This window comes from Brevibacterium antiquum (genome assembly GCF_016107655.1).
Lineage (GTDB): Bacteria > Actinomycetota > Actinomycetes > Actinomycetales > Brevibacteriaceae > Brevibacterium > Brevibacterium antiquum.
The window spans coordinates 134,223-151,397 of record NZ_JABASX010000007.1; the positions used below are offsets into that span (position 1 = coordinate 134,223).

General features: G+C 63.7%; 15 protein-coding genes. 5 read left to right on the forward strand and 10 right to left on the reverse strand.

Going from position 1 to position 17,175, the window contains the following annotated elements; translation table 11 throughout:
* Positions 1-124 precede the first annotated feature (124 nt).
* Positions 125-1,504 carry a M18 family aminopeptidase gene (locus JFC13_RS13080; protein WP_198397520.1) on the reverse strand — a complete coding sequence of 460 codons (1,380 nt, stop codon included), beginning with the start codon at positions 1,502-1,504 and terminating at the stop codon, positions 125-127.
* 177 nt (positions 1,505-1,681) lie between these two features.
* On the opposite strand from JFC13_RS13080, the gene JFC13_RS13085 reads away from it, so the two are divergent.
* A complete protein-coding gene (locus JFC13_RS13085; RefSeq protein ID WP_332839410.1) occupies positions 1,682-3,196 on the forward strand; it encodes a DUF1684 domain-containing protein in 1,515 nt (504 codons plus the stop codon).
* A gap of 74 nt (positions 3,197-3,270) precedes the next feature.
* Here the strand turns inward: JFC13_RS13085 and JFC13_RS13090 are convergent, their stop codons facing one another.
* The 3 genes from JFC13_RS13090 to JFC13_RS13100 all read right to left on the reverse strand — a co-directional run bounded on the left by JFC13_RS13090 (position 3,271) and on the right by JFC13_RS13100 (position 6,688).
* Positions 3,271-3,708: a MarR family winged helix-turn-helix transcriptional regulator gene (locus JFC13_RS13090; RefSeq protein WP_198397522.1), complete on the reverse strand. Its 438-nt coding sequence runs from the start codon at positions 3,706-3,708 to the stop codon at positions 3,271-3,273.
* The gene (locus JFC13_RS13095; RefSeq protein ID WP_198397523.1) at positions 3,705-4,598 is read right to left on the reverse strand and encodes an alpha/beta hydrolase family protein; all 894 of its coding nucleotides are present in this window, start codon (positions 4,596-4,598) and stop codon (positions 3,705-3,707) included. Before JFC13_RS13095 ends, JFC13_RS13090 begins: the two co-directional genes overlap by 4 nt.
* A gap of 143 nt (positions 4,599-4,741) precedes the next feature.
* Positions 4,742-6,688, reverse strand: a complete 1,947-nt coding sequence (locus JFC13_RS13100; protein ID WP_198397524.1) for a M13 family metallopeptidase — start codon at positions 6,686-6,688, stop codon at positions 4,742-4,744.
* A gap of 109 nt (positions 6,689-6,797) precedes the next feature.
* Between JFC13_RS13100 and JFC13_RS13105 the strand changes: the two genes are divergently transcribed.
* Both JFC13_RS13105 and JFC13_RS13110 read left to right on the forward strand, forming a co-directional pair.
* Positions 6,798-7,358, forward strand: coding sequence for a low molecular weight protein-tyrosine-phosphatase (locus JFC13_RS13105; RefSeq protein ID WP_198397525.1), 561 nt, complete (start codon positions 6,798-6,800; stop codon positions 7,356-7,358).
* Between the two features lie 33 nt (positions 7,359-7,391).
* Positions 7,392-8,042 carry a copper resistance CopC family protein gene (locus JFC13_RS13110; RefSeq protein ID WP_198397526.1) on the forward strand — a complete coding sequence of 217 codons (651 nt, stop codon included), beginning with the start codon at positions 7,392-7,394 and terminating at the stop codon, positions 8,040-8,042.
* Between the two features lie 243 nt (positions 8,043-8,285).
* On the opposite strand, the gene JFC13_RS13115 is transcribed toward JFC13_RS13110, so the two are convergent.
* The 4 genes from JFC13_RS13115 to JFC13_RS13130 are packed head-to-tail and all read right to left on the reverse strand — an operon-like array spanning position 8,286 to position 12,956.
* Entirely contained in the window at positions 8,286-9,071 is a 786-nt protein-coding gene (locus JFC13_RS13115; RefSeq protein ID WP_198397527.1) for an enoyl-CoA hydratase-related protein, read from the reverse strand.
* Positions 9,068-11,203 carry an acetate--CoA ligase family protein gene (locus JFC13_RS13120; protein WP_198397528.1) on the reverse strand — a complete coding sequence of 712 codons (2,136 nt, stop codon included), beginning with the start codon at positions 11,201-11,203 and terminating at the stop codon, positions 9,068-9,070. The genes JFC13_RS13115 and JFC13_RS13120 overlap by 4 nt, the downstream gene beginning before the upstream one ends.
* Positions 11,200-12,360 carry an acyl-CoA dehydrogenase family protein gene (locus JFC13_RS13125; RefSeq protein ID WP_198397529.1) on the reverse strand — a complete coding sequence of 387 codons (1,161 nt, stop codon included), beginning with the start codon at positions 12,358-12,360 and terminating at the stop codon, positions 11,200-11,202. The genes JFC13_RS13120 and JFC13_RS13125 overlap by 4 nt, the downstream gene beginning before the upstream one ends.
* A gap of 47 nt (positions 12,361-12,407) precedes the next feature.
* The gene (locus tag JFC13_RS13130) at positions 12,408-12,956 is read right to left on the reverse strand and encodes a thioesterase family protein (RefSeq protein WP_198397530.1); all 549 of its coding nucleotides are present in this window, start codon (positions 12,954-12,956) and stop codon (positions 12,408-12,410) included.
* Positions 12,957-13,147: 191 nt separating this feature from the next.
* Here JFC13_RS13130 and JFC13_RS13135 point away from each other — a divergent pair, with 191 nt between their 5' ends.
* Positions 13,148-13,912 carry an IclR family transcriptional regulator gene (locus tag JFC13_RS13135; protein ID WP_232488611.1) on the forward strand — a complete coding sequence of 255 codons (765 nt, stop codon included), beginning with the start codon at positions 13,148-13,150 and terminating at the stop codon, positions 13,910-13,912.
* A 36-nt stretch (positions 13,913-13,948) separates the two neighbouring features.
* Here the strand turns inward: JFC13_RS13135 and JFC13_RS13140 are convergent, their stop codons facing one another.
* On the reverse strand, positions 13,949-14,947 hold the full coding sequence (locus tag JFC13_RS13140; protein WP_198397532.1) for a LysR family transcriptional regulator: 999 nt from the start codon (positions 14,945-14,947) through the stop codon (positions 13,949-13,951).
* 77 nt (positions 14,948-15,024) lie between these two features.
* Between JFC13_RS13140 and JFC13_RS13145 the strand changes: the two genes are divergently transcribed.
* Positions 15,025-16,782: an FAD-dependent oxidoreductase gene (locus tag JFC13_RS13145; protein WP_198397533.1), complete on the forward strand. Its 1,758-nt coding sequence runs from the start codon at positions 15,025-15,027 to the stop codon at positions 16,780-16,782.
* Positions 16,783-16,821: 39 nt separating this feature from the next.
* On the opposite strand, the gene JFC13_RS13150 is transcribed toward JFC13_RS13145, so the two are convergent.
* A complete protein-coding gene (locus JFC13_RS13150; protein ID WP_198397534.1) occupies positions 16,822-17,088 on the reverse strand; it encodes a hypothetical protein in 267 nt (88 codons plus the stop codon).
* Positions 17,089-17,175 lie beyond the last annotated feature (87 nt).

The following is a 17,175-nucleotide window of genomic DNA, read 5'->3' on the forward strand; positions in this document are numbered from 1 at the left end:
GGGAACGCGACCACCCCGCGGGAATGCGACCACCCCGCGGGAATGCGACCACCCCGCGGGAACGCGACCACCCCGCGGGAATGCGACCACCCCGCGGGAATGCGACCACCCCGCGGCCCCGCGCTCACCCCTGCAGGAACGCCTTCGCAGCCGCACCCAGCGCCACGACATCCTCGATGGCGACCATTTCGCGGGCCGAGTGCATCGAATACAGTGCCGGGCCCACATCGACGGTGGTCATGCCCAGGCGGGTCGCAGTCAGGGGGCCGATCGTCGACCCGCAGGGCATCGCGTTGTTCGATACGAAGTTCTGGTACTCGACACCGGCCGCCGTACATGCCTGCGACCAGGCGGCGGTGCCCACGGCATCCGTGGCATAGCGCTGTTGGGCGTTGAGCTTCAGCAGCGGACCGCCGCCGAGGCGGGGGCGGACATGAGGGTCGTGGCGTTCCGGATAGTTCGGGTGGGCCGCATGCCCCGCGTCGGAGGACACACAGATCGACGAGGCCAGCGACGCCAAGTAGTCACTGCGCGTCGACCCGGGGAACAGGGAGGCGATGATGCGCTCGGTGACGTCGGCGAGGAAGGGCCCGCAGGCACCGGAGCGTGAACTCGACCCGATCTCCTCATGGTCGAACCCGGCGAAGAGTGCAACGGAATCCAACGACGCAGCATCGACGTCGACCAATGCGGAGACACCGGCGTGGACAGACAACAGGTTGTCCAACCTCGGCGCGGCGAAGAACTCTTCCTGGGCACCGAAGAGCCCGGGGGACTGAACGGGGATCGTGTAGACGTCGTGGCCCACGACCTGCTCCGGATCCACCTCGGCGGAGGCGGCGAGGATCTCGATGACATCGGCTTCAGCCAGACCAGCCAGGCCGATGATGGGGGTGGTGTGGCGCTGCTTGTCCAGCGTCAGACCGTCATTGACCTGGCGGTCGAGGTGGATGGCCAGCTGTGGGATGCGCGCGATGGGCGGGGTCTGCGCGAGGACGACGGAACCGTCGGTGAGGCTGAGCTGCCCGGCCAGCGCGAGCTCCCGGTCGAGCCACGAGTTGAGCAGCGGCCCGCCGTAGATCTCGACGCCGATCTGGCGAGTTCCCTCGGTGGTGAACTCTTCGCCAGGCTTGAGTTTGAAGGCTGGGGAGTCCGTGTGAGAACCGAACACGCGAAAGCCGGGAACCGTGCCGGGCAGTCCACCCGAGTCGCTGAAAAGTCCACCCGAGTCGCTCGACGGTTCATCCGCGCCAGCCTCGGAGGCGCCGACTTTGCCTGCCGGAGTCCGCCATGCGATGATCGCACCGTCCCGAATGACATAGTGGCTCTGACCAGGCTCGAGAGACCATTTCTCGCGCTCATCGAGTTGGAGGAAACCTGCGGCCTCAAATCGTGCAGCCGCCGTCGCGGTGGCATGATAGGAACTGGGAGAAGAACTGATGAAGTCTGCCAGATCGGCTGCGACCTGGGTTTTCGTACGTGGTCTCACGGGCGATGCACTCATTTTCACAGCCTATCGTTTGCGGTAGCTTTGGCCACAAGGGCATTGGTTTTCGAGGCCGCGTCGACACGGCAGCGGGTGAGGGGGCTGGTGCCTCAGGAGCCATCGACCGCTCGGCCTGCGCCGTCCATCACCCGAGAACCAGCACCAAGAAACAATGCAATGCAAGGAGTGTTCGAAGTGAACCAGTTCGTGACCGAATGGAACACCTGGCGGGATTCGAGGAACTCGGCACTTGCGACTCCCTTCGGCTGGCTGAGTGTGTCCGGTCTGCACTGGCTCGAAGACGCGACGACCTGGCCCGACGCTCCCGGCACCTTCACTGTCGACGATGACGGTTGGGTCAGTGTGGCCCTTGAGCCTGGGATCAAAGCCGGTCCCGCTGCCGCGACCTTCGACCTGATGAGCAAGTCCGCCGAGGCGGGCCCGAGCACCAATGCTGCGTCTCCTTCCAGCTCGGCTTCGGTGCCGAGCGACACCACGATTCTGCCGAAGATCCCCGAGATCGCAGGGCCCGAGGTGCGGGTCGAAGAGAACGGATTCAGCGCGAAGCTGCCTACCGGTGGATCCCTCCAATGGTTCACCGTCGGCAATGTGCTCTACGAACTCATCGACCGTGCCGGACGGATCGGAATCCGGGTGCGCGATTCCAAGTCGCCGCTGCTGGGCAAGTTCTTCGAAGTTCCCGTCTTCGACCCGAACCCCGGCTTCGTGTTCCTCGCCAAGTTCACTCCCTTCGAGAAGCCTGAAGTGCACGAGATCAACACGGCGCAGGACGACCTGAACGTGCTGACTCCGGCAGTCGGCACCGTCTCATTCACCAGTGAGGCAGGCGAGGTGACGCTCTTGGCCACAGGCAACCCCGCCAGCGGACTGCAGCTCGACTTCCACGACTCGACGAATGGAGTGTCCACACCCGCGTGGAGGACCCTCGACCTGGGTGTCCCGAACCATGACGGCTCACTGGTCGTTGACTTCAACCGGGCCGTCAACTACCCGTTCGCGTTCACTGCCTTCGCCACCTGCCCGGCACCGATCGAGGGCAACGTCGTTCCCTTCGAGGTCACAGCGGGGGAGCGCACCCCGCCGTTCTACTTCTCGGAAGCCGGTATCAACGTGCCGTTCCTGTTCTACGTCTGGTGGGACGAAGAGAGCGCGAAGGTGACCCGGCCGTGGTACGCCCGTTTCGGACTCGACACCACGCTGCTCAACCCGAACCACGAACACAGCGCTCAGTCACTGGTCGGCTTCGACGGCGTCGCCATGTCAGGAGGCGATGTCGCGCCGCTGACGCGCAAGGCGAGGTCGCGCCTGGTCAAGGTCGCGACCGAGGCCCTGACCTCTCGCATCCCCGTGATCGGCATCGGCGCGTATGCCGAGTTCGTCATCCGAGCCCAGCGCGAACTGCGCGAATCCGAGGGGTACGTCGACGGCATCGAGGAAGAGTACGCGGGTACCGACGGCAAGCTGCTCATCGTGATGAACAATGAGCTGACGCCGCAGAACGCCGGATTCGACGTTGTGCACACCGATGCGAGCGGACTCATCTATCTCGAGATGTCCTATGACATCCCGTTGGAGTCGGACTTCGACGAGATCGATGAGTTCGAGGCGGCCATGGAGTCGAGCACCCCGATCACCAGCTGGGAAGAGTTCGACTACCGCATGGTCTGTCTCATCCGCCAGCACCGCTGAGGAACCTTGAGGGCGCCGTCGCCGCTGAGCACCGCTGAGGGCGCCGTCACCGCTGAGGAGCGCTGAAGGCGCCGTTACCGCTGAGCGGTGTTGAGGGCATCGGCGGCGTGACTCAGCCAGCGAGCGACTATGGCCAGTTCCTGCTCATCGAACCCCTCGGTCAAAGCCGCGTTGAGGCTGCCGAGCGCAGTCATCGTTTCGCTGGCAACGTGGTTGCCCTGCTCGGTCAGCGTGACCCGTGTGATGCGCTGATCCGATTCATCCGGGGCGCGGACTACGAGTCCGCCAGCTTCCATTCTCGCCAACAGCCCACTGGCACCGGCGGGGGAAGCCCGCAGCGCTGCCGAGAGTTCGCTCATCGTCGCCGCCGGGTTCTGGCGCAGATACAGCAGAACCCCGCCCTTCGCGGCCGTCATGCCGTTCGACCTGCCACGAGTTTCGATCCAACGTCGGACGGAGCGTTCGGCATTGCTGAGGAGGAAGATCAGACGAGGCGTGCGGACGCGGCTCATGGTATCGACTCCAGTCGCTGTCGCAGCCACGCGCTCACCTCGGGCCAGAGAGCGTCCCGATTCGTTCGCCGGAAGAATCCCATGTGACCGATCGCCGAGGCGCCCACGGAACCTGGGTCGATGGTGCGTCGTTCCACCTCGGCGCTGGTCAATTGATCGGCAATGGCATCGATCTGCTCGGGTGTCGCCCAGAGGTCATCACTGAATCCGATCGCCAGAACAGGCGTCGTCACCCGCGCCGCTCGATCCGCGGCGCCCATTGTGGGATCGTCGAAGAAGTAGCGGGGCAGTCTCGACCATCTGCTCCATTCCAGCATCGACGCGCCGGGCATATCTTCGCCCAGGCCCAAGCGGCGGCCCGGCACATACCCGAGGAGCCGAGCCGTGAGGGGGCCGAGCACGCGCAGCACAAGTCCGACTCGCAGCTTCTCCGAGAGCTTCGGAATGGCGGCGGTGACACCGGCGTGAGACGCGATGGTCACGAACCCCCGCAGCTCGGATGAGCCGTAATCGAGTGACAGGGCATGGCCGCCGATGCTGTGCCCGACCGCAAGCTGCGGTGCATCCGGAAACCGCTCGCCGGCCCACTGCGCGACTGCCGGAACGTCGAGGGCCATCCAGTCGCGCATTCGGATGCCTCGGTTCTCACTCGGCGCACCTGAGTTGCCGGTCCCTCGGTAGTCGTAGGTGATGACGGCAAAGCCATCGCCGGCCAGGAACTCAGCGAATCCCCTGTAGAGACGCTCGGGGACAGCAGTAGCCGGGTGGAGCACGACGACTGCTGCAATGCCCTCAGAGTTCCCCGGCTCGATCACGTGTCCATGGATCGGGCCGGACGATGTGGGGATGCGTACGCTCACGGCTTCGATCTCGTTGATATTACTTCGCATGCGAAGTAATATACCTCACATGCCGATGGTGCGCCCGGTAGCTGCCAAAGGTCAGGGTCGCTGACCGCCCGGAACAGTGCTCGCCAGCCCCGGAACCCTGCTCACCAGCCCCGGAACCCTGCTCACCAGCCCCGGAACCCTGCTCACCAGATGGTGACGCGCTCCTCAGGGGGCAGATACATGCCGTCCGACTCGCCCACGCCGTAGGTGTCGTGGAAGGCGGTCATGTTCTTCACGACCTGGTTGCAGCGGAACTCCTCCGGAGCATGTGGGTCGATGCTCAGCCGTCGCACGCGCTCCTCGGTGCGCATCTTCGCCCGCCAGGCCTTCGCCCAGGCTTCGAAGAACGTCGCAGCCTCATCGGAAGACGGCACCCGACCCAGCTCCAGCTCAAGTGCCTTCCAACCGATGGACAGTCCGCCCAGGTCGCCGATGTTCTCGCCCACGGTCAACGCGCCGTTGACGTGCTGCGCCGCGTCCAGGCCGGCCGGAACCAGGGCCTCGTACTGGGCGATCAGCGCATTGGTGCGCTCCTCGAAACGCTCCCGATCCTCGGCCGTCCACCAATCGACGAGGTTGCCGTCGCCGTCATAGCGCGAACCCTGGTCATCGAAGCCATGCCCGATCTCGTGGCCGATGACCGCGCCGATGGCCCCGAAGTTCGCTGCGACATCACCGGCGGCGTCGAAGAACGGCGGCTGCAGGATCGCGGCCGGGAAGACGATCTCGTTCATGACCGGATGGAAGTAGGCGTTGACGGTCTGCGGTGTCATCAGCCATTCGGTGCGGTCGATCTCCTTGCCGATGCGCTTGATCTGACGCACGTGCTCGGCACGGGCGCAGCGGCGGACATTGCCGACCAGGTCAGAGGAGTCGATCGCGGCCGGGTACTCACGCCACACCTCGGGGTAGCCGACCTTCGGCGTGAACTTCGAGAGCTTGACCAGGGCCTTCTTCTTCGTCTCCTCGCTCATCCAGTCGAGTTCGTTGATCGACTTGTCATAGGACTTGATGAGCATCTCGACGAGGTGGTCGATGGCGTCCTTGGCCTCCGGTGGGAACTCTTGGGCTACGTAGAGTTTGCCCACAGCCTCGCCGAGGAGGCCCTGCACCAGTCCGACACCGCGCTTCCAGCGCTCCCGCAGAGCAGGGGTGCCTGAGAGTGTGCGGGCGGTGAAGTCGAAGTTCTCCTCGACGATCTCATCGGTCAGCAGCGAGGCGTTGGCAGAGAGGACGGAGAATCGCAGCCAGGTTTTGATCGTCTCGATGTCGGTGCGCTCCCACACCTCGGCCATGCCGGTGACGAAGGAGGGCTGGCCGATGACCAGGTAGGTCAGTTCACCGTCGACGTCGGCGGCCAGAGAGGAGAACCAGGAGTCGAAGTCGAAGCCGGGCCCCAGCTTGCGCAGCTCATCGAGGGTGAGCTTGTTGTAGGTCTTCTCAGCGTCACGGCAGGCGACCCGATCCCAGTGATGGCGGGCCAAGGCGGTTTCGAACGCCATCACCTTGGCGGCCACCTCGGTGTCGGAGATGTTGCTCTTGGCACCGATTCCGCCGAGGGCGGACATCTTCTTCACATGATCGACGAACTTCACACGCACCTCGGCGTGGTCGTCGTTGAAGTAGTAGTCCTCGTCGGGCAGGGAGATCCCGGCCTGGTCGAGGTAGAGGGCGTAGATGTCGGAGTCCTTCGCATCAGCGGTGACGTAGCCGCCGAGGACCCCGCCGATGCCTTCGACCTCAAGGCGGCCGAGGAGGTTGGCCAGTTCGGACTTGTCCTCGGCCGCGTCGATGGCGGCGAAGGAGGAATCGAGGGGAGTGACTCCGAGCGAGTTGATCTGGTCGAGATCCATGAACGAGGAAAACACGTCCGCGACCTTCTGGCCTTCGCTGCCCGGCTCCTGCGGGGCATCGGAGACGGCGGTGATGATGTCGCGGACCTTGGTCTCAGCGGTGTCGAAGAGTTCGCGCATGGCGCCGTCGCCGGCACGGTCGTCGGGGATGGTGAACGAGTCGATCCATTCGCCGTTGATGTAGTGGAACAGATCGTCCTGAGGGCGCGCAGAAGCGTTCGATGTAACAGATGTCATGGTGCAACAGTATCGTGATCAGCAGGGACAATGGTCAGGAGTTTCCGGTGCGCATGCGCCGGTGGCCCACCGCAGCTGTGGGTATCGGATCGACGAGGAGGAACGCGCAATGGTGGCATCTGTGGTGTTCGTGTGCACGGGCAATATCTGTCGTTCGGTCACGGCCGAACGCGTGCTCCAGAACCACCTGGAACGCAGCGGCGCCGAGGCGGTTGTTGACTCGGCCGGCATCAGCGATGAGGAGGCCGGCAACCCCATCGACCCCACTCAGGCGCGGGTACTGAAGACCGGCGGCTACCGTACCGAGGATCATGTCGCCCGGCAGATCACTCCCGAATGGCTGGCCGATCGTGACGTGGCGATCGCGATGACGGCCCGTCACTACCGTGCCCTGGATGAGATGATCGCCGACCTGCCCGCCGAGGTGGCCCCCGAGCTGCGGATGCTGCGCGAATTCGATCCCCGGCTCAGCGGGGAGACTCCTGTCGGAGTTCCCGGCGAGAGCACCGCCGGAGTCGGTGCCGGTGCCGACACCGGTGCCCCTGCACCCGATGTGCCCGACCCCTGGTACGGGGAATTGAAGGATTTCGAAGAAACTCTTGAGACAATAGAAGTGTCCGTGCCGGGAATCACAGACTATCTGCACTCTTTGGCCGAGCAGACTCGGTAATACTGAAGGTATTCGTTGAAGGAGAAAACTGACATGACTCGAACACAGTGGTCCGCTCTCAAGCTCGGCTTCGCTGCCCTGCTGGTGGCTGCCTTGAGTGTCTTTGCTTTTGCCCCGGCCAGTGCCCATGACCAGCTCGTCTCCTCGAATCCTGAGGACGGGTCAACGGTCGACCAGCAGCCGGAATGGATCGAGATGACCTTCTCGGGAGACATCCAAGAGGTCGGATCTGAGGTCAAGGTCGTCATCGACGGCAAGAATGTCTCCGCAGGTGAACTCACCGCTGACGGCAAGAAGGTCAGCGTGGCGCTGCCCGACAACCTCAAGCCCGGCGACTACAAGGTCACCTGGCGTGTTGTGTCATCGGACGGTCACCCGATCTCCGGTGACTTCGACTTCACCATTGCCGACGCCGAGGGCGCCGGCGGCTCGGTCGAAGAGTCCTCACAGGCCGGACTCGGCGGCGGCGTCGTCGACGAACCGGGCAAGGACACCGAAGAGCGCGGCGAGATCGGCGAGTCGACCGGAAGCGATTCCGGGATGTCGACCCCGATGATCGTTCTGCTGGGCGTTGGCGGCCTGGCCATCATCGTCATCGTCGTCCTCCTCATGCGCCGCAAGGCCCAGGGCTTGCCCGGCACCACCAATGGTGATGACTCCGGCGATGGTCCGAAGAACGAATAAAGCTGGGGCAGACGGAGTCTGGTTCAGACTGCAGATTCTGCTTCAGTGAAGCGCACGTTCTTCACACTGCTAGTGTGACGCCCGACGTCGGCAGAGATGCGTGAAGTCCCGGAAGCACATGCTTCCGGGACTTCACTTTTTCAGGGATCAGATCGAAGTCGTAGACAGAACCCTCAGCAGAGCGGTTATGCTCCGTCAGTCCGCGTGCTGGATCTCCACACCTGACAGGTGGTTCACACGCGGTCAGCGGCCCAACCAGATCGGATCGCGTTTTTCGGCGAAGGCCTTCGAGCCCTCAAGTGCGTCCTGGGACGCGAGCATCGCTTGGTAGCCAGGCAGCTGGCCCGACCGCATGCGGTCGAATCCGTCCTCAATGCCGGCAGTCTCCGCGAGTGTGGTGACTTCTTTGACTGCTCGCAGCGCCAAGGGAGCAGCAGCGGCGACTTCGGCAGCCAGGTTCATGGCGTCGACGACCACGTCACCTGCTGCTGAGACGCGGTTGACCAGCCCCCACGAATGCGCCTCGTCTGCGGCCATACGTCGGCCGGTCATGAGCATTTCGGTGGCGATCGGAGTCGGCAGGAGCTTCGGCAGGCGAAGGACACCGCCGGAGTCGGCGATGATGCCCAGCTGCACCTCGGGCAGGGCGAATTCTGCCGAATCAGCGGCAACGATCATGTCGGCGGCCAACGCAAGTTCGAAACCACCGCCCAGTGCCAGGCCGTTGACAGCTGCGATGATCGGTTTCGTACGATGGAAGTATTCGGTCAATCCGGCGAATCCTCCGGGGCCGTGATCGGCATCCACCGCCTCGCCGTCGGCTGCGGCTTTGAGATCCCAACCGGCGCTGAAGAACCTGTCTCCACCACCTGTGAGCACCGCGACACGCAGATGGGGATCGTCTTCGAAATCCGCAAATGCCTGGTGAAGGGCCAGGCTCGTCGCCACATCGATGGCGTTCGCCTTGGGACGATCGAGGGTGATCAGCAGCACGCTGTCATGAGTGTCGACTGTGACAGGGTCGTTCATGTGAGACTCCCAGTGGTTTCAGGTGGTGGTGTGAACTCGGTTTCACGTGGTGGAGTGAGCAGTTTTTCGGTTTGGCGCAGCAGCACGTCGACTGCGACCGCCCCGTTGCCCTGCGCGCGAACGATCAGCGGGTTGATCTCCAATTCAGAGATGCCACCCGCCTCGGCGGTGATGTAGTCGATGATCGCACCGATGGCCGTGACCGCAGCTGGGACGTCGGCCTTCTGTCTTCCCCTGACGCCGTCGAGGACGGGCCAGAACTGCAATGACTGCAGCGCCAGTTCGACCTCATCGGGGCCGGCGGGCAGCAATAGGGTGGCAAAGTCACGGACGACCTCAACCAAAACCCCGCCGAGGCCCAATGTGAGGACCTTTCCGAACTGCGGATCGCTCTTCACTCCGACTACGAGCTCGGCGATCCCATCGGTGATCATGTGTTCGACGAGGAAGCGCTCGCCCAGCTCCTCCATGTCTTTGACCGCGCGGATGACTTCTCCTTCGGACCTCAGTCCGACCCGCACACCGCCGACGTCGGATTTGTGGGCCAGGACCGGTGAGACCACTTTGGCGACCACAGGGAACCCCAGTCGCGCAGCAGCCTGACCAGCCTCGACCGGTGTGGACACAACGCATCCGTCTGGCACAGGCAAACCACGTTGCGTCAGAAGTCGCTTAGCACTGGCCTCGTCGACCAGGTGGCCATCGGTGAGCATGCTGCTGTCCGTCTTGCCCGGTTCTAGGGCCTCGCGCTCCGGCCGAGCTTGGGCGGCTCCGATCGCTGCGGCAGTCCGCAGAGCAAGCATGGCTTCCGGAAGTCCCTGAAGCGGGACGATGCCGGCGGCAATGAGGTCCTCGGAGATCTCTTCCGATAGCCCCCCAGGCATCAGACTGATCACTGCCGCAGGACTGGGTCGATTGCCGTGTGCCCTGATGAAGGCCCTCAAGGTCCCCAGCCACAGGCTCGGGTCGCTGCGATCGCCGCGGGGAACATCGACAGTCAGGATGTGCAGATCAGACCCCGCGGCCAACAGCAGTTCGAAGCATGCTTGCTGTGCTTCCTCATCGCCCCAGATATAGGTGTGGTAATCGAGAGGATTTCGTACATGGACTCGTGGCCCCAGCAGTTCGGCGAGCTCAGACAGCGTGTCCGGAGGCAGCGGCGGCATGTTCAGGCCCGCTGCCTCGGCGGCGTCGGCGACCAAGGCGGCTTCGCCGCCGGAGCAACTGGCGGAGGTCAGGGCATTTCCGTGTGCGGCGCCGTGCACATGGAGGAGCTTCAAGGTCTCGATGAAGGTCGACACATCATGGACCCGGCCGATGCCGAGCCGGGAGAACATCGTATCGACGAGAACGTTGGGGCTGGCGAACGAATTGGTGTGGCTGAGGTTGGCTTGCTCCCCGAGCTGCGAGGTCCCGGACTTCAGCGCGATGATGGGTACGTTCTTCCGCAAAGCCGCATTGGCTGCCTGCGACAGCGCTTCGACGTCGCCGACAGTCTCCATATGCACGCCGATGGCGGTGATCCGGTCATCTTCTAAGAGTCCGGAGATCAGATCCGCGGTCGACAGCTGGGCACTGTTGCCGAGGGTGGCGAGGAAAGCCAGCGGCATGCCCCTGTGCTGCATGCTGATGTTCTGGGCAATGTTCCCACTCTGTGTGATGACCGCGACACCTCGGTCGACTCGGTGCCCGCCATGTTCGTCAGGCCACAGTGCCGCGCCGTCGAGGTAGTTGACTGTGCCGATGCAGTTCGGACCGATCAGCGGCATGCTCCCGGCAGCGGCCACCATCTGCTGCTGAAGTTCGGCCCCCTCGGCGCTGTCCTCGGCGAATCCCGAGGCGTGGCAGACCACGCCTCCGGCACCGAGGTCTGCCAGTTGTCCTACGACCTCGACGCCCCCTCCGGCAGGGACTGCCACAAGTGCAGCGTCGGGGACGCCGGGCAGATCCCCGACGCTCGGATAGCACGGAAGACCTCCCAGCGTTGTGCGACGAGGATTGACGGACCAGATCGTGCCGTCGAAGCCGATGTTTCGGCATTGCTCGATGGCCTTCTCTGCCGCTGAGCCACCGATGACGGCGATGCTTCGGGGATTGAGGAAACGTTGCAGGCGGAGCAGATCGACCATCATGCGCCCAAAGGCCTGAGCATTGAGCGGGAGATGATGTGGCGTTGAACCTCGCTGGTCCCGTCCCAGATCCTCTCCACCCGGGCGTCGCGCCAGAAGCGTTCGATGGGCAGCTCTGCCATGAGCCCCATACCGCCGAAGATCTGAACAGCGCGGTCAGTGATCCGCCCAAGTGCCTCGGATGCATACAGCTTGGCCATGGCGGCGTCCTGGTTGCTCATCGTTCCGCTGTGCAGACGGCTCGCCGCCCGCATCGTCAGCAGTTCCGCCGCTTCGAGTTCGGTCGCCATATCGGCCAGCTGGAAGCTGACACCTTGGAACTTCCCGATCGGCTGACGGAACTGTTCGCGTTCGGCGGCCCACTGGGTGGTCATGTCCAAGACGCGCCGGCTCCTGCCGACGCTGGTGGCCGCGACGCTGAGGCGACTGGCCCCCAGCCATTCGTCCATCAGATCGAAGCCATGGCCCTCATCGCCGAGGCGCTGGTCGGCGGGAATGCGGCAGTCGACGAATGCCAGCTCGCACTGATGATATCCCCGATGGGACACGCTGGCAGACCCTCGTGTGACCTCGAGGCCCGGGGTGTCGATATCGACGAGGAAGGCAGTGATGAGATTGCGGGGGCCTCGCGGGGTGTCTTCTTGCCCTGTAGCGGCAAAGAGGACGACGAAATCCGAGGTGTCGGCATGACTGATGAAGTGCTTCGTGCCATTGATGACGTAGTCGTCTCCATCGCGCACCGCCTTGGTCGTCATCGAGCGGACGTCCGAGCCGGCTCCGGGCTCGGTCATCGCAAGGCAGTCATGGCGTTCGCCGCGTACGGCAGGAAGCAGAAAACGCTCACGCTGTTCTCCCGTGCACGCCTGCAGGATATTGCTGGGCCTGGCGACGAGCATGTGAAGGGCATAGGAGGCTTTTCCGAATTCACGTTCGGCCAAGGTCAGGCAGATCGGGTCCAGCCCTCCGCCGCCGAGGTCCTCGGGCATGTTCGCCGCATACAGTCCCGCCTCGATGGCTCTGTCCCTGATCTGTTCGGCCAGACCGTCGGGAACCTCGTCGAGTCGTTCGACCTCGTCTTCGTAGGGGATGAGCTCCCGATCGACGAATCGTCGTACGGTGTCGACCACGGCTTTCTGTTCGATGTCCAGTGAGAAGTCCATCTTCTCTGTCCTCCTTGAGTTCGGCTCTGCTGATGGCGAATCTGGGTTTATCTGCGGCGAATGCCCACTGGCCGACCGATGAAAGCGGGGCGTGGCAGCGTGGCATGTGCTCGTTGGATCTGAGACAGCCGCTCATGCAGGTGAGGGGGCAGCTCAGATGATCTGCCGATATTCGTGTCGACATGAACGAGCAGCTGTTCCCCGACGGCAACCGATTCACCGCTGTCGGCATGGGTCATGGTGTGCAGAATGTGGACGCGCTTGGCATCGAGGTCGAGCACCGACAAGGACAGGGCGAGCCGGTCGCCCTGTCTGGCTTGAGCGATGTTGTGAATGTGTGTTTCGACGGTGAAGAGCGAATGTCCGGCGTCTCTGTAGCTCTCGTCGATCCCGATGTATCGGAAGAAGGCGTCAGAGTTGTTTCCGAATGCGAGCAGGAAGCTCGATTCGCTCATGTGGTCGTTGTAGTCGACCCATTCCCCCGGTACGAGGGTTGTGTACAGCTGCAGCGGCGCGGGAATGGTCTCCTCGTCCTGCCACGTGAGGTGGCCAGTTCCTTCGAACGGGGTGACTATCCCAGGTGCTTCCTTGTTCATGAGCATCTCCTCAAGTTTGCATCATATGAACGTGTATTTCATATTGTGCAGACTGAAATGGTGCTCAGTCAATCTGCTGATGGCATGTCTTCGGTGCTGATACGGTGCTTCTTCGGTGCTGATACGGTGCTAGGGCGCAGCGATGACTGTCGCAGTGCAAGGGAGAAGGTATGGGCGACGCCGGCAGTGAGATGAAGAGAAGCAGTCCCACCGGACGCGTGCAATCCCTGGAGCGTGCCTTGAGTTTGCTGGAGGCGATCGGAGCGAGTTCGCAAGGGGGATGCACTGTGGCTGAAGCAGCTGAGGCCTGTGGCCTCAATCGCGCCACAGCGTGGCGTCTCTTGGCGACCCTCGAGCACAGTGACTACGTCCAGAAGGACCCCATCTCCAACCGATACACCATCGGACTTGCCATCAATCGCTTGGCAGGAACGGCTGGGGTTGAACGGCTCATCGCTCGATGCCATCCGATCCTCACTCGTCTGACGGAGACGACGGGTGAGACGGCCAGTCTTGCGGTTCCCAAGGAGCTGGGTCTGACGTATGTCGATGAAGTTGTTCCGGAGAGCCTGATGACCGTGCGGTGGATCGGGCGGCAGGTCTCGCTGCATGCGACGTCGGCCGGCAAGGCGATGTTGGCGTGGCTGCCAGAAGCGGAGATTGAGTCAGTTCTGTCCCGTCCCCTCACCGGGCACACTCAGGCCACGCATACTCAGCGCAGCGAGCTGTTGGACGAACTCGCCGCAATTCGTCGCATCGGCTACAGCAGAGCCGCTGGTGAACTCGAAGAGGGAGTGCATGGAGTCTCCGCAGCCATCAGAGATTCATCTCAGTTGCCCCTAGGCGTCATCAGCGTCTGGGGGCCGAAGGAACGCATTCCGGAGGCTCGTTTTGCTCAGCTCGGTGCTCTCGCGGTCGAGGCCGCAGCAAAGATCATCGGCCGAGCGTCGAACTGAGTGCTCGCCTCGCCGAATTCGGTTCAGCTCGGATAGTCATCTCTCTTCGGACTCGATCACTCTCACGTACGCCGCCAGGCCGGGTTCCTCTACAGTCAGCGACTGAGCTGTCGAGAGGATTGTCTTCTCCATCGCCGAGGCGGCCCTGGTCGGCCGTACGTCCGCGCGGGTGGCGAGGCTGACCGTTCGCGACAGGCTCGGCTCCAGCAGCTGTGCCGAGGTCAGGCGCGGCCGATCGACGAGGACCATTGCCGGGACGACCGCGACCCCCAGTCCGCGTTCGACGAAGCGCAGCACTGCGTCCATCTCGGCTCCCTCGACGACGATGTTCGGTGCCAACCCGGCCGCATCGAAGGCCGCCGAGGTGGCTTCGCGCAGATCGTATCCGTGATGGAACAGCACCTGGGGGAGTGCCGCGACTTCCGCCAACGTGACCGTGTCACCGGGCAGGAGTGGAGCACCGCTGCGGCTGTCGCCTGACCACGAGGTGCTCCCGCCCGAACGGTGGTCCGCCCCCGCGATCACCACCAGGTCCTCACTGAGCACTTCCCGCATCCGCAGCCGCGGCATCTGCGCGCTCGGACTCAACGTCCGCGTGATGAGTGCAAGGTCCAGTTCGCCGGCACCCAGCGCCTCGATGAGCTCACGCGACCCCTTCTCGACGAGCTCGAGCTCGACTCCGGGATGCTCATGGTGGAAGCTGCTGATCGCCTCGGCGACGAGGCTGACGCACAGCGTCGGCGTCGCGCCCAGGCGAATGCGACCCTTGCGCAGCCCGGCGAGCTCATCCATGTCACGGCGGACCGCCTCGGCGTCGGCGAGCATTCGTCGAGCGGTCGGCAGCAGCGTATCGCCTGCGGCGGTGAGACTGATGTGTCCATGGGCGCGATGGAAGAGTTCGGAGCCGAGCTCCTTCTCCAGCGTCGAGATCTGCCGGCTCAATGAGGGTTGCGCCAGGTGAAGCGTGGCAGCGGCCCTCGTGAAATGACCGGTGTTGGCGACCTCGACGAAGCTCGCGAGCTGTTCCAGATTCATGTTTATAGCGTATCGCTATCAACTCAAGCGAAACAATACATTGGACGCATGAGTCGGCCGAACCTAGCGTGGAATACATGAACTCCACACAGGGAAATGCCCGCACCACAGAACACACGATCTCCACCTCGGTGCTGGTCATCGGAACCGGCGGATCCGGCCTGCGCGCCGCGATCGAGGTCGCCGAATCCGGCACCGACGTCCTCGCCGTCGGCAAGCGACCCAAGGATGACGCGCACACCTCGCTGGCCGCCGGCGGCATCAACGCGGCCCTGGCCACCATGGACCCCGACGACTCCTGGCAGCAGCACGCGGCCGACACGATCAAGGAATCCTATGACCTCGCCAACCCCCGCACCGTCGAAATCGTCACCCAGGGAGCCGAGCAGGGAATCGCTGACCTGGAGCGATACGGAATGGACTTTGCGAAGGAGGACGACGGTCGGATCTCGCAGCGCTTCTTCGGCGCCCACACCTGGCGTCGCACCGCTTTCGCCGGCGACTACACGGGACTCGAAATCCAGCGCACCCTCATTCATCGTGCTGAGGCCCTGAACGTCCCCATCCTCGACCGCGTCTACATCACCAAACTCCTCGTCGCCGACGGTCGCATCTTCGGCGCATTCGGCTTCGACGTCGTCGACGGCTCCCGCTACCGGATCCATGCCGACGCGGTCATCCTCGCAGCCGGTGGCCACAACCGGATCTGGCGCCGCACATCCTCCCGCCGCGACGAGAACACCGGCGACTCCTTCCGCCTGGCCGTCGAGGCCGGAGCCCGCCTGCGCGACGCCGAGCTCGTCCAGTTCCACCCATCAGGCATCATCGAACCCGAGAACGCTGCCGGCACCCTCGTCTCCGAAGCCGCACGCGGTGAGGGCGGAATTCTGCGCAACGCGCTTGGCGAACGGTTCATGGAACGCTACGACCCCGAACGTATGGAGCTCTCCACCCGCGACCGCGTGGCCCTGGCCGCCTACACCGAGATCGCCGAGGGGCGCGGCACGGAGAACGGCGGCGTCTGGCTCGACGTCTCCCACCTGCCGCGCGAGACGATCATGGGCCGCCTGCCGCGTGTGTTCCAGACGATGATGGAGACGCAGATGCTCGACATCACCGTCAGCCCCATCGAGATTGCCCCGACCGCGCACTACTCTATGGGCGGAGTGTGGGTTGACCCGGTCGAGCACAGCACCGACGTCGAAGGCCTGTGGGCCATCGGCGAGGCCTCGTCCGGGCTGCACGGGGCCAACCGCCTCGGCGGCAATTCGCTCATCGAACTCCTCGTCTTCGGTCGGATCGTCGGGCAGTCCGCGATCGCGTACTCGTCTGAGCTGGGGGCGCAGGTGCGGTCGCAGCCTGCCATCGCCGAGGCAAGGGCCGAGATCGATGATCTCCTGTCCTCCACCGGGACAGAGAACGTCCGAGCTCTGCAGCGCGAGATCCGCAACCTCATGACCGAGCATGCCGGAGTCGTCCGCGATGAGGCTGGCTTGGCCGAAGGGCTCGAGAAGCTCGCGTCGATCGAAGCACGCATGAGCGACGTGGGAATTCACCCCGACATCGCCGGATTCTCCGACCTTTCGCACGCCTTCGACCTCAAGTCTTCGGTGCTGGCTGCTCGAGCGACGCTCGAATGCGCGCTCGAACGCAGGGAGACCCGTGGCTGCCATAATCGCAGCGACTACCCCGAGCAGGATGCGAACCTGCAGGTCAACCTCGTGTGGTCTCCCTCGACTGGGGTTGTGAAGGAGAGCATTCCGGCCGTCGATCCCGAGGTCGCCGAACTCATGCGCCACGAGGAGATCAGCCAGGTCGGCAAGCTCGTGGAGTGAAGCGGAACTCTTTGAGCGCAGAGCTCACCGCCAGGAACTTCAGGCGGTGAGCTCGCGCTTCCAATCACCGACCAGGCTGACCAGGGCGAAACCTGTGAGGAATGCCGGGAATGTGACAATGAGTCCGAGACTCACAATCTCAAGGTTGGTGTCGGTCGTGTCTTTGAATAGGAGAGCTCCGGTTGCTGCCAATGCAGTGGCTCCCCACGCGGTTCCCACAACGGCGCCTGGAGCTCGTGGCAAAGCCTTCGACAGCATTCCGACGATGAAGCTGAGGGTGATGGCGCTCCAGATAATTGATTCCACGTTGATCACATCACCGAAGACCCAGTTCGTGGGCCGGGCTTCTCCTCCGCTATTTCGCTTGGCATCGGGCGCGTCAATTGCGCCGAG